Source organism: Enterobacter sp. 237C8 (assembly GCF_034106865.1).
Classification (GTDB): domain Bacteria; phylum Pseudomonadota; class Gammaproteobacteria; order Enterobacterales; family Enterobacteriaceae; genus Enterobacter; species Enterobacter asburiae_B.
In genome coordinates this window covers 66,166-81,648 of record NZ_JAWNDF010000013.1, presented here as the reverse complement: position 1 = coordinate 81,648, position 15,483 = coordinate 66,166, and the positions used below count along the sequence as shown (strand labels likewise).

Below are 15,483 nucleotides of genomic sequence, written 5' to 3'. Positions count from 1 at the left end.
GCTTCAGAGTCAAGTGATTAATTTCGCTTTTCTCTGCTGACCCGGCGGCGTGTGTGCCGTTGTTCCGTGTCAGTGGAGGCGCATTATAGGGAGTTATTCCGACGTGACAAGCATAAAATACAAAAAACTTTTCGTTCGCTCACTTTTCAAACTTAACGCTTATTTATGTCGCGAATCGCCCGTTAAATGTGCGATTTCCCGCGCAAAACTGGCCACCTGCGACCAGTCGGTATAAACCACTTCTTTACGCGTATCGGTTTCACCCCCGGTCATCTTCATAATCAGGCGGATCATAAAGCGGTCATACCAGCGGTAGCGAGGGTAACGCAGCGCGCCGGCAAAGACGGCGCACAGGTCAGGCTGCCACGACGAGCTGAGTAAAAACTTGCGCGTGTAGCTGTTGGTCTGCGGCGTACGCTTCTCGGCTTTACGAGCGACAAGATTGACCGAGTAAAAGGCACCGGGCAATTTGTTGAGCACCGCCGTGTGCTTTTTCACAAAGCGATCCAGCGCCGGATGGAAATGCCCGTAACGAATTGACGCGCCAATTACCACGCGATCGTACTCCTGCCAGGCAATCTGCTCCGCACGGTTCAGGTTCACCACATCAGAGTAAATACCCAGCTCTTTTAATTCCGACGCCAGATAAGCGGCAATCTCACGCGTTTGCCCGTCTCGCGTAGAGAAAAGAATCAATGTTTTCATCAACGGCTCCTTACTCGCGCCAGAATGTAGGGGTGAACAGCACCAGCAGCGTAAAGACCTCAAGACGACCAAACAGCATATTGGCGATGAGGATCCATTTCGCGACCGGGTTCATGCTGGCAAAGTTATCCGCCACAACGCCCAGGCCGGGCCCGAGGTTATTCAATGTTGCTACGACGGACGCAAAGGCGGAGAAATCATCTACCCCCGTCGCGATAATCGCCAGCATACTGACGATAAACACCAGCGCATACGCCGAGAAGAATCCCCACACCGCTTCGAGGATACGTTCCGGCAGCGCGCGGTTCCCCAGCTTAATGCTGTAAACCGCATTCGGGTGGACCAGGCGCTTCAGCTCACGGTTGCCCTGCTTAAACAGCAGCAGAATACGAATTACCTTCAGGCCACCGCCCGTAGAACCCGCACAGCCCCCGATAAATGCCGAGCATAACAGCAGCACCGGCAGGAACAGCGGCCAGCGCGCGATGCTGTCGGTGGTAAACCCGGCGGTCGTCGCCATCGATACCACCTGGAAGAACGCCTGATTTAGCGTGGTCAGCGCGGAGTTGTAGACATCATGGAACCACAGCACCAGGGTACAGATGATCACCAGCGTAAGCTGGACGCCAATGAACATGCGGAACTCCGGGTCACGCCAGTACACTTTCAGGCTTCGCCCGCTCAGTAAAGAGAAGTGCAGACCGTAGTTACAGCCTGAAATCAGCAGGAAAATGGCAATAATCGTGTTAATCGTTGGGCTGTCGAAGTAGCCGACGCTGGCATCGTGGGTGGAAAACCCGCCGATCGCGATCGTCGCAAAGCTGTGTCCGATGGCGTCAAAAGCGGGCATCCCGGCAAACCATAGCGCCAGCGCACAGGCCACCGTCAGTAATACATAGATAAGCCAGAGGGTTTTCGCCGTCTCGGCAATACGCGGGCGCATTTTGTTATCTTTCAGCGGCCCGGGCATTTCGGCGCGATAAAGCTGCATGCCGCCAACGCCCAGAATAGGGAGAATAGCCACTGCCAGGACGATGATCCCCATCCCCCCGAACCACTGCAGCATCTGGCGATAAAAGAGAATGGCGTGCGGGAGAGAATCCAGACCCACCAGCGTCGTCGCCCCGGTGGTTGTTAAACCGGAGAACGATTCAAAAAAGGCATCCGTAATGCTCAGGTTAGGCTGTTCAGAGAAGATAAAGGGCAGCGAACCGACGCTCCCCAGCACCGTCCAGAACAGGACCACAATCAGAAATCCTTCGCGAGATTTCAGCTCACCTTTCTGACGACGGTTTGGCCACCACAGCAGCGAGCCGATCGCCAGCGCGACAAAGAAGGTCTGGGTAAATGCCCGCCCCGCGCCGTCCCGGTAGATAAGCGCCACCAGTCCCGGGAGAATCATCGTCCCGGAAAAGAGTATGACCAGCAGTCCAACGATTCGGGTTATGGCACGAAAATGCATCTCTGCCGCTTCCTTTGGTATTCAAAAAAGTGAGGTGGGGATTATTCTTCAATCGGCAGCAATTGCAACGAACCACGACTAAAATCAGCCAGTTTTGCTGAAAAAGCAGCCAGCTCCGCCTGAGGAAGCGCCACGCGTAATTGCACCATTGCCTGATATTCACTGTGCGCGATGACGCCGTTAAACTGTTTGAGCAGCGTTTCAATGCCCGATAGCTGGGCGTAATCGCACAACAAAGTATATTCGGTGAGCGGCGTTTTGCGGATAGTTGTGAGCATATTCAGTGCCTGCTGAACTCCGCCGCCATAGGCTTTTACCAGCCCACCCGTGCCTAACAGGATGCCGCCGTAGTAGCGCACCACCACGGCGGTAATTTCACCCACGCCGCTGCCCATCAGCTGCGAAAGCATGGGTTTACCGGCCGTGCCCGCCGGTTCACCGTCGTCGGAAAACCCCAGCTGTTGTGAATCATCCGGCGGCCCTGCCACCCATGCCACACAGTGGTGACGCGCGTCAGGATGCTCAGCCCGAACGGACTCGACAAACGCCTTTGCCGCCTCTACGCCGTCGGTATGCGCCAGCAGCGTAATAAAGCGGCTTTTCTTGATTTCCTCAACAAAGGTGACCGGTTCAGCCGGTATCAGCCAGCTTTCCATCAGGCCAGCTTCAGGTCTCGCGTCATATTCTCGATACCGTTTTCGTGAACCACCACGTTATCTTCGATGCGAATACCGCCAAACGGCTTCAGCGCATCAATTTTTTCCCAGTTGAAGTGTTTGCTGAACTGGCCTTCACGCCACGGCGCCAGCAGGGATTCGATAAAGTAGATCCCCGGTTCAATCGTCAACACCATACGCGGCTCCAGAATACGGGTGCAGCGCAGGTAAGGATATTTAGACGGTGCCGCCAGGTGCGTCCCGGTATCATCCTGCATAAAGCCCGCAACGTCGTGAACCTGCAGGCCCAGCGGGTGGCCGATACCGTGCGGCATGAATGGCCCGGTTAGATCGTTCTCGACCATCGCCTCTTCGCTCATGTCTTTCACAATCTGATGTTTACGCAGCAGTTTTGCGATGCGCTGATGGAACTGGATGTGGTAATCCACATAGCTGGTTCCGGCCTTCATGGTGGCAATCAGCGCCAGCTGTTCATCGTTCACGTCTTTAATCAGCTGCGCGAAATCGGTATCCGCATTCGCCGCCCAGGTACGGGTCAGGTCGGCCGCGTAACCGTTGTACTCGGCGCCTGCGTCAAGCAGGAAGCTGCGCATCTCCGACGGAACGTGGTGATCCAGTTTGGTGTAGTGAAGCACGGACGCGTGCTCATTCAGCGCGACGATATTGCTGTACGGCACGTCGGTATCACGGTGGCCTGTCGCGGTCAGATAGGCCTGATTGATGTCGAACTCGCTCATCCCCGACTGGAACGCTTCGTGCGCGGCACGGTGGCCATTCACCGCCGTTTTTTGCGCTTCACGCATGCAGTAAAGTTCGTAGTCGGTTTTATACGCGCGGTAATAGTGCAGGTAATCCAGCACCCCTTTCGGATTGAGTTTGTCTGCCGGAATATCCAGACCCAGCGCGCGCTCCGGAACAGGGCCAATATAGGCGATGTTGCCCCGCGCGGCAGGCAGCTGGCTGCCAATGCCGTCCGCTTTCGGCAGTGCAATCACATCAATCTCTTCCGTCCAGAAAGAGGTCGGCAGCGGTTCTACGTTGTGCCAGTAATCGACCGGCAGGTAGAACCACAGTTTCGGCTTGTTCACGCCATCCACCAGCAGCCAGCAATTTGGAACCTGAGTCACCGGCACCCAGGCTTTAAACTGCGGGTTCACCTTAAACGGATAAGCGTGGTCATCCAGAAAGGTATTCATCAGCTCGCCGGAGTGGATCAGCAGCGCATCCAGCTTAAAGCGGGCCAGTACATCGCGGGTACGTTCCTGTAGGGTAACGATATGATTTTTATAAAGCGAAGCCAGTGAGTCCATCATTCTTCCTTTCGTTTTTTTGACCTCAAGTCATCGCATCTTAGCACACCTCACTCCGGCTGCGTGATTTCCACCGACCGTGATCAACGCAGCATTTTCTTAATGAGTAATTTGCATTTTATTAACATAAATCCCACACTCCGATTCATCTGGTATGACCAGATCCAATTGCTGGATTCAGGAGACTGACATGCTCTACAAAGGCGACACCCTGTACCTCAACTGGCTGGAAGATGGCATTGCCGAACTGGTGTTCGATGCTCCCGGCTCAGTGAACAAGCTTGATACCGCGACGGTGGCCAGTCTTGGCCAGGCGCTGGATGTTCTTGAAAAACAACCTGAATTAAAAGGGCTGCTGCTGCGTTCGAACAAAGCGGCCTTTATTGTCGGTGCCGATATCACCGAGTTTCTTTCGCTGTTCCTGGTCCCGGAAGAACAGCTGAGCCAGTGGCTGCACTTTGCCAACAGCGTCTTTAATCGTCTGGAAGATCTGCCTGTCCCGACCATTTCCGCCGTTAACGGCTACGCGCTGGGCGGCGGCTGCGAATGCGTACTGGCGACCGACTACCGTCTGGCGACGCCGGACCTGCGCATCGGCCTGCCGGAAACCAGGCTGGGCATCATGCCAGGCTTTGGCGGCTCCGTGCGTATGCCGCGCATGCTGGGTGCCGACAGCGCGCTGGAGATCATTGCCGCAGGTAAAGATGTCGGCGCAGAACAGGCGCAGAAAATCGGCCTGGTCGACGGCGTCGTGAAGCCAGAGAAACTGGTTGAAGGCGCACTCGCCATTCTGCGTCAGGCCATTAACGGCGATCTCGACTGGAAAGCCAAACGCCAGCCGAAGCTGGAGCCGTTAAAACTCAGCAAGATTGAAGCCACCATGAGCTTTACCATCGCCAAAGGCATGGTGATGCAGACGGCGGGTAAACACTATCCTGCGCCGATCACGGCGGTGAAAACCATTGAAGCCGCGGCCCGTCTCGGTCGCGACGAGGCGCTGAAGCTCGAAAATCAGAGCTTTGTCCCGCTGGCGCACACCAATGAAGCCCGCGCGCTGGTCGGTATCTTCCTCAACGATCAGTTCGTGAAGGGTAAAGCCAAACAGCTGACTAAAAACGTTGAGACGCCAAAACATGCGGCGGTACTTGGTGCGGGCATTATGGGTGGCGGCATCGCTTACCAGTCGGCCTGGAAAGGCGTGCCGGTAGTGATGAAAGACATCAGCGAGAAATCTCTGACGCTGGGCATGACCGAAGCGGCCAAGCTGCTGAATAAACAGCTGGAACGCGGAAAAATTGACGGGCTGAAGCTTGCAGGCGTGATCTCCACCATTCAGCCTGTGCTGGAATACAGCGGTTTCGACCGTGTGGACGTGGTGGTCGAAGCCGTCGTCGAGAACCCGAAAGTCAAAAAAGCGGTGCTGGCAGAAACGGAAGACAAGGTTCGTCCTGAGACCGTGCTGGCCTCTAACACCTCCACCATTCCAATCAGCGAACTGGCGAGCGTGTTGAAGCGTCCGGAAAACTTCTGCGGGATGCACTTCTTCAACCCGGTACACCGTATGCCGCTGGTCGAAGTGATCCGCGGGGAAAAAACCTCTGACGAAACCATCGCTAAAGTGGTGGCATGGGCCAGCAAGATGGGCAAAACGCCGATCGTTGTTAACGACTGCCCGGGCTTCTTCGTTAACCGCGTGCTGTTCCCTTACTTTGCAGGCTTCAGCCAGCTGCTGCGCGACGGTGCGGACTTCCGCAAAATCGACAAAGTGATGGAGAAACAGTTCGGCTGGCCGATGGGCCCGGCGTATCTGCTGGACGTGGTCGGGATTGATACCGCTCACCACGCTCAGGCGGTGATGGCGGCAGGCTTCCCGCAGCGTATGCAGAAAGATTATCGCGACGCCATTGACGCTCTGTTCGATGCTAACCGCTTCGGCCAGAAAAACGGCCTGGGCTTCTGGCGCTATAAAGAAGACAGCAAAGGCAAACCGAAGAAAGAAGAAGATGCCGTGGTGGACGGCCTGCTGGCCGATGTAAGCCAGCCGAAACGCGACTTCACCGACGATGAGATCATCGCCCGCATGATGATCCCGATGATCAACGAAGTGGTGCGTTGCCTTGAAGAAGGCATCATCGCCAGCCCGGCAGAAGCCGATATGGCGCTGGTGTACGGCCTGGGCTTCCCTCCGTTCCACGGCGGCGCGTTCCGCTGGCTGGACACGCTCGGCAGCGCCCGCTATCTCGATATGGCTCAGCAGTATCAGCACCTCGGCCCGCTTTATGAGGTGCCGGAAGGGCTGCGTAACAAAGCGCGCCATAACGAACCCTACTATCCAGCAGTTGAGCCAGCCCGTCCGGTTGGTGAGCTGAAAACGGCTTAAGGAGTCACAATGGAAAAGGTTGTCATTGTTGATGCGATTCGCACCCCGATGGGCCGTTCAAAAGGCGGTGCATTCCGTAACGTGCGTGCGGAAGACCTCTCCGCGCATCTGATGCGTAGCCTGCTGGCGCGTAACCCGGCGCTGGATCCTGCTGCGCTGGACGATATCTACTGGGGCTGCGTGCAGCAGACCCTGGAGCAAGGTTTCAACATCGCCCGTAACGCGTCGCTGCTGGCGGAGATCCCGCATTCGGTTCCGGCTGTCACCGTGAACCGCCTGTGCGGTTCATCAATGCAGGCGCTGCACGACGCGGCGCGGATGATCATGACCGGTGATGCGCAGGCCTGCCTGGTGGGCGGCGTTGAGCACATGGGTCACGTGCCGATGAGCCACGGGGTCGATTTTCATCCTGGCATGAGCCGTAACGTGGCGAAAGCCGCGGGGATGATGGGTCTGACTGCCGAGATGCTCTCTCGTCTGCACGGCATTAGCCGTGATATGCAGGATGCCTTTGCCGCGCGCTCTCACGCTCGCGCATGGGCGGCGACGCAGTCCGGTGCCTTTAAGAATGAGATCATCCCGACCGGCGGCCACGACGCAGACGGCGTACTGAAGCAGTTCAGCTACGACGAAGTCATCCGCCCGGAAACCACCGTAGAAGCGCTTTCTACCCTGCGCCCTGCGTTTGATCCGGTCACGGGTACGGTAACAGCAGGTACTTCGTCGGCGCTGTCCGACGGTGCCGCCGCGATGCTGGTGATGAGCGAAAGCCGTGCCCGCGAGCTGGGCTTAACGCCTCGCGCACGGGTACGTTCGATGGCGGTCGTGGGCTGCGATCCTTCAATCATGGGTTACGGCCCGGTTCCGGCCTCGAAGCTGGCGCTGAAAAAAGCGGGATTAACCGCCAGCGACATCGACCTGTTTGAAATGAACGAAGCGTTCGCCGCGCAGATCCTGCCGTGCATTAAAGATCTGGGGCTGATGGAGCAGATCGACGAGAAGATTAACCTCAACGGCGGCGCGATCGCCCTCGGCCACCCGCTGGGCTGCTCCGGGGCGCGTATCAGCACGACGCTTATCAACCTGATGGAACGCAAAGATGCCCAGTTTGGTCTGGCAACGATGTGTATCGGGCTGGGTCAGGGTATCGCGACGGTGTTTGAGAGAGTGTAAGGCTATAACGTAGGCCCGATAAGCATCGCGCCATCGGGCTTTTGCCGGGAGGCGCTGCGCTTTCCCGGCCTACGAGAGGTATCTCACCGCCACTGGCGTCATTGGCGAAGAGAGACAGTTTAGTTGCCGTTCTTCCCGCCTGTCAGGGGCGGGTTTTTTATTTAAATGAAGGCAAACGCATCGCCAAACAGGCGGTCTTCAAGCGCGTCACGTTCGTTGCAGAACAGGTCGCGGGCAATTTTCGCCATCTCAAAACGGCCAGCGATATAGATATCGTGCCCTGCCAGCGTGCCGTGATCCTGCAGCACCGCCGTCAGCACCGTCCCGCTGCGACCACGCCAGCCCTCTTCCGGCTGCTCAACCACCGGCTCAATGCGCAGGTTAGGATGGGTTACGCTCAGCGCTTCCAGCTCAGACAGGTCGTACAGATGTTTCTCTTCGCGGCCACCCCAGTAAATGGTGATGTCACGGTCCGGGTTACGCGCCAGGGCGGTCAACAGAATAGAGCGCACATAAGAGAAGCCCGTACCGCCAGCGATCAGGACCAGCGGACGGTCTTCGTCATCGCGCAGCCACGCATCGCCGTGCGGAATATCCACCACGATTTCACGTTCCTTCAGGATCCGATCCATCACCGCCATCGCATACAGGTTAAGCTCTGACGCACCAATATGAAGCTCAATAAATTCCTGCTCCGCTGGCGTTGAGGCCATAGAGAAAGGACGCTTATCACGCTCATCCATCACAACCATCAGGTACTGACCCGCGCGGAAAGAGAATGGCGCTTCTGGCACTAAACGGACGCGATATACGGTGTCGGTGATGGCATCTACCGAGGTCACTTTACAGCTTAAGGTTGTCATTCGCTCTCTCTGTCGGGAAGTCTATAGGGCTTAACGGTTAGCTCAGGGTTTACCGTTATTCATTATGGCCAGCTCGTCCCAGATCGCGTCAATTCGCGCGGTCACTGCAGGATCTTTTTTGATCGGGCGACCCCATTCACGGTCGGTTTCGCCAGGCCATTTATTTGTGGCATCCAGTCCCATCTTTGAGCCAAGGCCGGAAACCGGCGAGGCAAAATCCAGGTAATCTATCGGCGTGTTTTCGACTAACACCGTATCGCGCGCCGGGTCCATTCGCGTGGTAATGGCCCAGATTACGTCATTCCAGTCGCGGGCGTTAACGTCATCATCGCAGACAATAACAAATTTGGTATACATAAACTGGCGCAGGAAAGACCATACGCCCATCATCACGCGTTTAGCATGACCAGGATACTGCTTCTTCATCGTGACCACCGCCATGCGATACGAGCATCCTTCAGGCGGCAGATAAAAATCAACAATTTCCGGGAACTGCTTTTGCAGGATCGGCACAAACACTTCATTCAGCGCCACGCCCAGCACCGCCGGTTCATCCGGTGGACGTCCGGTATACGTGGAGTGATAAATCGCATCTTCACGCTGCGTAATGTGCGTCACGGTAAACACCGGGAAGTTATCCACTTCGTTGTAATAGCCGGTGTGGTCGCCGTAAGGGCCTTCTGGCGCCATTTCACCCTGCTCGAGGTAACCTTCCAGCACAATTTCCGCACTGGCCGGAACTTCGAGATCGTTAGAGATACACTTCACGACTTCGGTTTTCGTTCCGCGCAGCAGGCCTGCAAATGCATATTCAGAGAGCGTATCCGGCACGGGCGTGACGGCTCCCAGAATGGTGGCCGGATCGGCGCCTAAGGCGACAGACACCGGGAAACGCTCCCCCGGATGTGCAGCGCACCACTCCTGGAAATCCAGCGCGCCGCCGCGATGCGACAGCCAGCGCATGATGAGTTTATTCTTGCCAATCAACTGCTGGCGGTAAATACCGAGGTTTTGCCGCTCTTTGTGCGGGCCGCGCGTAACGGTCAGCCCCCAGGTGATAAGCGGAGCGGCATCTTCAGGCCAGCACTGCATGATGGGGATTTTAGTCAGATCAACCGCATCGCCTTCGAGCACTTTCTGCTGGCACGGCGCACCGCGCAGGCGTTTGGTGGGCATGTTCAGCACCTGCTTAAACTGCGGCAGCTTGTCGAACAGATCGCGGAAGCCTTTCGGTGGCTCCGGCTCTTTCAGAAACGCCAGCAGTTTACCGACTTCACGCAGCGCAGAGACGTCTTCCTGCCCCATACCCAATGCAACACGACGCGGTGTACCAAACAGGTTGCACAGCACCGGCATGGAGTAACCTTTCGGATTTTCAAACAGTAATGCGGGGCCACCGGCACGCAGGGTGCGGTCAGCAATTTCTGTCATCTCCAGATAAGGATCGACAGGAAGTGTAATACGTTTGAGTTCACCCTGCTTTTCCAGCAGCGTCAGGAAGTCGCGGAGATCGTGGTATTTCATGCAGTTAATCATGGCCTCTCTGTAAGCGCTTCATTATACGGCGTAAGCCTGCTTGATGCTGTAATTTTGTTAAATAAGCGTGAACTTATGCGTTCTGTTCCATTTTCCCCCATTATAATCAACTTAGCGATCCCGCCAGGGTTTTGATATGCTTGCGCCCCGAACTAAGGGAAAGAGTGATTATGCAGGCCTGGTATTTACTGTATTGCAAACGCGGGCAACTTCAGCGCGCGCAGGAACATCTTGAACGTCAGTCTGTAAATTGCCTGACACCCGTGATCACGCTTGAAAAAATGCAGCGCGGGAAGCGCACAACCGTCAGTGAGCCGTTGTTCCCGAACTACCTGTTTGTGGAGTTCGACCCGGAAGTCATCCACACCACCACCATCAGCGCAACGCGCGGCGTCAGCCACTTCGTTCGTTTTGGTGCCCACCCGGCAACGGTTCCGTCGACGGTCATTCATCAGCTGTCAATTTATCAACAACCTGAAGGGATCACCGACCCCGAAACCCCTTACAGCGGCGATAGCGTCGTGATTACCGAAGGCGCTTTCGAAGGCCTGCAGGCGATTTTTGCCGAGCCGGACGGGGAAGCGCGCTCTATGCTGTTGCTCAATCTGCTGAACAAGCAGGTGCTGCAGAGCGTTAAAAACACCGACTTCCGCAAACTTTAAACGTTTATCCCGAACAGATTACGCACGTTGTCATCCGTCTGCGCCGAAAGCCAGTGCGGATCCTCTCCGCGCCACTTCGCGACGCTCTCAACAATGTGCCCCAGATACGCGGGCTCATTTCGCCGCGATGCCGGTTTGGGTTTCATGTCGCGCGGTAGCAGATAAGGCGCATCGGTTTCGAGGAGCAGCCGGTCAGCCGGGATTACCGGCAATAGCTCACGAAGTTCAAGCCCGCGACGCTCATCGCACACCCAGCCGGTAATACCCAGATAAAGCCCTCGCGCCAGGCAATCCAGCGCTTCCTGCCGTGAACCGGTGAAACAGTGCAATACCGCGCCGGGCAGTTTCTCCAGCCACGGATCCAGAAGTGCCAGGAAACGCTCATGCGCGTCGCGGCAGTGCATAAATACGGGCATTCCAAGCTCTGCCGCCAGCGCAAGCTGGGCAGTAAACGCCTTTTCCTGCTCTTCAGGCGTGGAAAAGTTACGATTGAAATCGAGACCGCATTCGCCGATCGCCACAACGTCTGGCGTCTTTGCCAGCCTGTACAGGGTGTCGCCACTTTCCGCGGTCCACTGGCTGCTGTCGTGAGGATGCACGCCAGCAGTAGACCAACAGCGATCGTATCGTTGCGCCAGCTGCTGCGCCTGCTCGCTCTCATGCAGGTTGGTGCCCGTCAGCAGCAGTCCTTTCACCCCGGCGGCAAAAGCGCGCGCAACCACCTCATCACGATCTTTCGCAAACTGCGAGCTGGTCAGGTTGAGTCCGATATCAAACATGCAAATCCCCATATAACAACCGCCCTGACGGGCGGCTGGTTTTACTCTTCAGTGGTCTTGTCGGACGTATCGTCTTCGTCATCCGCTCGACGTCCTTTACCCACGTAGAAACGCGAGAAGAAAACGCCGACCTCAAACAGACAGTACATCGGTATGGCCAGCAGCGTCTGCGAGAACACATCCGGCGGTGTCAGCAGCATGCCAACAACAAATGCGCCCACAAGGATATACGGACGCTTCTTACGCAGGTCATCCGGGGTCGTTACTCCTACCCAGCAGAGCAGCACAATAGCCACCGGCACTTCGAATGCCACGCCAAACGCCATAAACAGCGCCATCACAAAGCTGAGGTAGCTGGCGATATCCGTCGACACCTGGACCCCTTCCGGCGCAGTATGCGTCAGGAAGCCGAAGGCCAGCGGGAAGACAACGAAATAGGCAAACGCCATGCCGATATAGAACAGCAGCGAGCTGGACACCAGCAGCGGGATAACCAGCTTGCGTTCATGCTTATACAGCGCAGGCGCCACAAACGCCCACACCTGGTAAAGAATGACCGGTGCAGAAGCAATCAACGACACCCAGAAGGTCAGCTTGATGGGGGTAAAGAACGGCGAAGCAACGTCTGTTGCAATCATCGTTGCGCCCAGCGGCATCTGCTTGATCAGCGGTGCAGAGACCACCTGATAGATATCGTTGGCAAAATAGACCAGGCACAGGAATATGAGTAAAACCGCAATAATGCAGTTTAACAGGCGCTTACGCAGCTCAATGAGGTGCGTAATCAGCGGTTGAGTATCATCTACTGCCATGTTTACGCTTTATCACTCGACGAGGGGGATGATTCGGAAACGGACGCAGCGGGCTTCACTTCCGCCGTTTTTGCTACCGGCTCTTCCGGCTGCGCCTGTTTTTTCAGTTCGGTTTCCTGCGGCGTCTGTTCTGGCGCGGCAGCCTGATGTTCAGCGCTGGCAGGCGTTACGCCCTCGCGCTGCTCCTCGCTGCCCTTCACCACCGGGTTATGGATGGTGTTCGCTTCATCGCTCGCTTTTTCAGGATCGTTAACGCTATAGGAGCGCTTCATCGATTCTGCCGCTTCGCGCAGCTCATCCATTGACGCTTTCAGTTCCGGCGTCAGGTTATCCATGCTCGCCTTCTCGACCTTTTTCAGGCTTTCCTGAAATTCCTGCAGCTTAAGCTCCTGCGCCAGTTCATTCTGAACGGTCGATGCCAGCGATCTCAGCGCACGAACCCAGCCCGCAACGGTTTTCACTGCCACCGGCAGACGCTGCGGCCCCAGCACAATCAGGCCAATCACAAAGACCAGCAGGAGCTCACTAAAACCAATGTCGAACACGACTTACACCTGCTCTTTATCGTGGCGTTTAGCGTCTTCCTTTTTGGCTTCTTCTTGCTTGTCGGCGATGGATTTAGCAGTAAAGTCAGCGTCCTGGCTGGTTTTATCCTGCTTGCTCTCATCATCGCTCATCGCTTTCTTGAAGCCTTTGATAGACGCGCCCAGATCGGAACCAATAGAACCGAGCTTTTTGGTGCCAAACAGCAGCACGACGATGACGGCAATGATCAACAATTGCCAGATACTGATACCACCCATACATGTTCCTCAGGGATAGATGATTAATGAGTCAGGCCGCATTATACGTATGCGACCCGTCGATAGCGACGCACGCTCAGCGCGTTTTTCGCCACCCTGTTAGCCAGACTACCACTCCGCCAGCCATCAGCCAGGCGGGCATCATCTGCCAGTCCGGACGGTTGATCAGCAGCAGCGTACCGCTCAGCAGCAGCGTTGCGCCAATCCCAAAGAGATAGCGTGACTGTCCCTGGCGAACACGGCTGGACTGAAGTTCGCGGGCGATTTTATCCATGCTGTGCTGAAGGTTCTTGCTCTGACGCAAACTGTCATAAACCAGTTCAGGAATTTCAGGCATTTTTTCTATCCAGAACGGGCCTTTCTCTTTCAGCGAGCGCACCAGCGCCGGAATGCCAACCTGATCCTTAATCCAGGATTCAAGGAAAGGTTTCGCGGTCTTCCACAAGTCTAACTGAGGATAGAGCTGTCGGCCTACACCCTCAACGTAAAGTAATGTTTTCTGGAGTAAAACTAGCTGTGGCTGAACTTCCATATTAAAGCGGCGAGCCGTGTTGAACAGGTTTAACAGCACATGCCCAAAGGAAATTTCCGCCAGCGGTTTTTCAAAAATAGGTTCACAAACGGTCCGGATCGCGAACTCGAACTCTTCGACGTTGGTGTCCGGCGGCACCCAGCCGGAATCGACGTGCAGCTCGGCCACCTTACGGTAGTCGCGGTTGAAGAACGCGATGAAGTTCTCAGCCAGATACCGTTTATCTTCCTTGTTCAGCGAACCAACTATTCCGCAGTCGATACCGATATACTTCGGATCCTCAGGATGGTCGTAGCTCACGAAGATATTGCCCGGATGCATGTCCGCATGGAAAAAGCTGTCGCGGAATACCTGGGTAAAGAAGACCTGTACGCCACGTTCGGCCAGGAGCTTCATGTTCGTTCCCTGTTTCTCCAGGGCCACCACATCCGAAACCGGAATACCGTAGATACGCTCCATCACCATCATGTTCTGGCTGCAGTAGTCAGAATAGACTTCAGGTACATAGAGCATCGGGCTGTTTTCAAAGTTGCGACGCAGCTGAATGGCATTCGCCGATTCACGCAGCAGGTTAAGCTCATCAATCAGCGTTTTTTCATATTCCCGCACCACTTCCAGTGGACGAAGGCGACGCCCGTCCGGCAGCAGGCGTGGCACCCAGCGCGCCAGCCGATAAATCAGCTTCATGTCCGCTTTGATGACTGGCAGGATGTCCGGACGAATGACTTTAATAACGACTTCTTTGCCGTTTTCTTTCAGACGCGCGGTGTGCACCTGCGCGATAGAGGCCGATGCCAGTGGCTTAATGTCGAAATCGTCAAACCAGGTCTCGACGGGGACATTTCCCATCGCCTCTTCAATTTGCTTTTTCGCGCGCGCGCCGTCAAACGGTGCGACGCGATCCTGCAGCATCGCAAGCTCATCGGCAATCAGAGGCGGGAAGAGATCGCGGCGGGTCGACAGCATCTGTCCGAATTTAATCCAAACCGGGCCGAGCTCCTGCAGCGCCAGGCGCAGACGCTCACCCAGCGGTTGACCTTTATGGCGATTGGGCATCCAGAAGAGCATCCGCCGCCAGATACGAAGCGGCAGCGTGATACGCATTTTGGGGATAAGCTCGTCGAGCCCGTAGCTCAAAAAGGTGCGAATAATAAAATAGAGGCGCCGAATTTCACCAGGCGTCATTTGCCCTCCAGTTTTTCCAGCCGTTTGGTTAACGCATCAACCGCACGTTCAACAGCAGCGGTCTCTTCCGCAAACCATGCAACTTCCAGTGGCCCGGGCGCCATTCGCCACTCCTCAGTCAGCACTTCCGCCGCATAGCGTTGCTGGCGCTGAAGGTTTTTACGCGCAAAGGAGGCGCCGCCATGAAGGACTTTCCCGATGCCTTCGGCGGCAATGTCGCCGATAAAAGGCGCGAGCAGCTCTGCCGGGTCGAACTCCGCCAGATCGGTGAGCGCAACGAAGTTCTGCACGACCTGAATGTCGCCTTCCACTTCCAGCTCACCGCTGCGGATAAGCGCCGTTAATTGCTGGCGATCGCGCAGTTTTGGCAGCACGCTCATGTGCGTGATGACCGAGCAGTCGGCTTCACCTTCCCACGCCCCCAGAACGTCAAGCTGGCGTTCGCTGAATACCAGCACAAGCGGCGTCGAGAACTCTTTTAAAACAATACGTAATACCTTTCCGTTAAGCCGCTGACGTGCAGCTTTCAGCGCAGGGGCGCGATACAGAAAAGCGTTCAGTACATTCTCGATGCCTGCGGAGACTAAGGGTTTAAAGGGCACGG

The 15,483-nt window shown here is 56.0% G+C and carries 15 protein-coding genes; 3 read left to right on the top strand and 12 right to left on the bottom strand.

Features of this window, described 5'->3' with window-relative positions:
* Nucleotides 1-159 precede the first annotated feature (159 nt).
* The 4 genes from hemG to pepQ are packed head-to-tail and all read right to left on the bottom strand — an operon-like array spanning nt 160 to nt 4,154.
* The gene (gene hemG / locus USF70_RS20890) at nt 160-705 is read right to left on the bottom strand and encodes a menaquinone-dependent protoporphyrinogen IX dehydrogenase (protein WP_033146882.1); all 546 of its coding nucleotides are present in this window, start codon (nt 703-705) and stop codon (nt 160-162) included.
* Between the two features lie 10 nt (nt 706-715).
* Nucleotides 716-2,167, bottom strand: coding sequence for a Trk system potassium transporter TrkH (gene trkH / locus USF70_RS20885; protein WP_023309600.1), 1,452 nt, complete (start codon nt 2,165-2,167; stop codon nt 716-718).
* A 41-nt stretch (nt 2,168-2,208) separates the two neighbouring features.
* Nucleotides 2,209-2,823 (bottom strand): IMPACT family protein, encoded by a 615-nt coding sequence (locus tag USF70_RS20880; protein ID WP_063442062.1) that lies wholly within the window; start codon nt 2,821-2,823, stop codon nt 2,209-2,211.
* Nucleotides 2,823-4,154, bottom strand: coding sequence for a Xaa-Pro dipeptidase (gene pepQ / locus USF70_RS20875; protein WP_045888442.1), 1,332 nt, complete (start codon nt 4,152-4,154; stop codon nt 2,823-2,825). Before pepQ ends, USF70_RS20880 begins: the two co-directional genes overlap by 1 nt.
* Nucleotides 4,155-4,344: 190 nt before the next feature.
* On the opposite strand from pepQ, the gene fadB reads away from it, so the two are divergent.
* Together fadB and fadA are read left to right on the top strand one after the other, a co-directional pair.
* Nucleotides 4,345-6,534, top strand: a complete 2,190-nt coding sequence (gene fadB, locus USF70_RS20870) for a fatty acid oxidation complex subunit alpha FadB (RefSeq protein ID WP_033146885.1) — start codon at nt 4,345-4,347, stop codon at nt 6,532-6,534.
* A 9-nt stretch (nt 6,535-6,543) separates the two neighbouring features.
* Nucleotides 6,544-7,707 carry an acetyl-CoA C-acyltransferase FadA gene (fadA, locus tag USF70_RS20865; RefSeq protein WP_033146886.1) on the top strand — a complete coding sequence of 388 codons (1,164 nt, stop codon included), beginning with the start codon at nt 6,544-6,546 and terminating at the stop codon, nt 7,705-7,707.
* 161 nt (nt 7,708-7,868) lie between these two features.
* Here the strand turns inward: fadA and fre are convergent, their stop codons facing one another.
* On the bottom strand, nt 7,869-8,570 hold the full coding sequence (fre, locus tag USF70_RS20860; RefSeq protein WP_320735974.1) for an NAD(P)H-flavin reductase: 702 nt from the start codon (nt 8,568-8,570) through the stop codon (nt 7,869-7,871).
* Nucleotides 8,571-8,612: 42 nt separating this feature from the next.
* Nucleotides 8,613-10,103 carry a 4-hydroxy-3-polyprenylbenzoate decarboxylase gene (gene ubiD, locus USF70_RS20855; protein WP_161496003.1) on the bottom strand — a complete coding sequence of 497 codons (1,491 nt, stop codon included), beginning with the start codon at nt 10,101-10,103 and terminating at the stop codon, nt 8,613-8,615.
* A gap of 173 nt (nt 10,104-10,276) precedes the next feature.
* Between ubiD and rfaH the strand changes: the two genes are divergently transcribed.
* The gene (gene rfaH / locus USF70_RS20850; RefSeq protein WP_033146887.1) at nt 10,277-10,768 is read left to right on the top strand and encodes a transcription/translation regulatory transformer protein RfaH; all 492 of its coding nucleotides are present in this window, start codon (nt 10,277-10,279) and stop codon (nt 10,766-10,768) included.
* Here the strand turns inward: rfaH and tatD are convergent.
* From tatD to ubiJ, 6 genes are all read right to left on the bottom strand, one after another.
* Nucleotides 10,765-11,547 (bottom strand): 3'-5' ssDNA/RNA exonuclease TatD, encoded by a 783-nt coding sequence (tatD, locus tag USF70_RS20845; RefSeq protein WP_047647022.1) that lies wholly within the window; start codon nt 11,545-11,547, stop codon nt 10,765-10,767. The genes rfaH and tatD overlap by 4 nt on opposite strands.
* Before the next feature lie 41 nt (nt 11,548-11,588).
* A complete protein-coding gene (tatC, locus tag USF70_RS20840) occupies nt 11,589-12,359 on the bottom strand; it encodes a Sec-independent protein translocase subunit TatC (protein WP_023309607.1) in 771 nt (256 codons plus the stop codon).
* A 2-nt stretch (nt 12,360-12,361) separates the two neighbouring features.
* A complete protein-coding gene (tatB, locus tag USF70_RS20835; RefSeq protein WP_064673078.1) occupies nt 12,362-12,904 on the bottom strand; it encodes a Sec-independent protein translocase protein TatB in 543 nt (180 codons plus the stop codon).
* A 3-nt stretch (nt 12,905-12,907) separates the two neighbouring features.
* Nucleotides 12,908-13,162, bottom strand: a complete 255-nt coding sequence (tatA, locus tag USF70_RS20830) for a Sec-independent protein translocase subunit TatA (protein WP_024908000.1) — start codon at nt 13,160-13,162, stop codon at nt 12,908-12,910.
* Between the two features lie 76 nt (nt 13,163-13,238).
* Nucleotides 13,239-14,879: a ubiquinone biosynthesis regulatory protein kinase UbiB gene (gene ubiB, locus USF70_RS20825; protein ID WP_320735973.1), complete on the bottom strand. Its 1,641-nt coding sequence runs from the start codon at nt 14,877-14,879 to the stop codon at nt 13,239-13,241.
* Nucleotides 14,876-15,481 carry a ubiquinone biosynthesis protein UbiJ gene (gene ubiJ / locus USF70_RS20820; protein ID WP_039264246.1) on the bottom strand — a complete coding sequence of 202 codons (606 nt, stop codon included), beginning with the start codon at nt 15,479-15,481 and terminating at the stop codon, nt 14,876-14,878. The genes ubiB and ubiJ overlap by 4 nt, the downstream gene beginning before the upstream one ends.
* Nucleotides 15,482-15,483: the final 2 nt, after the last annotated feature.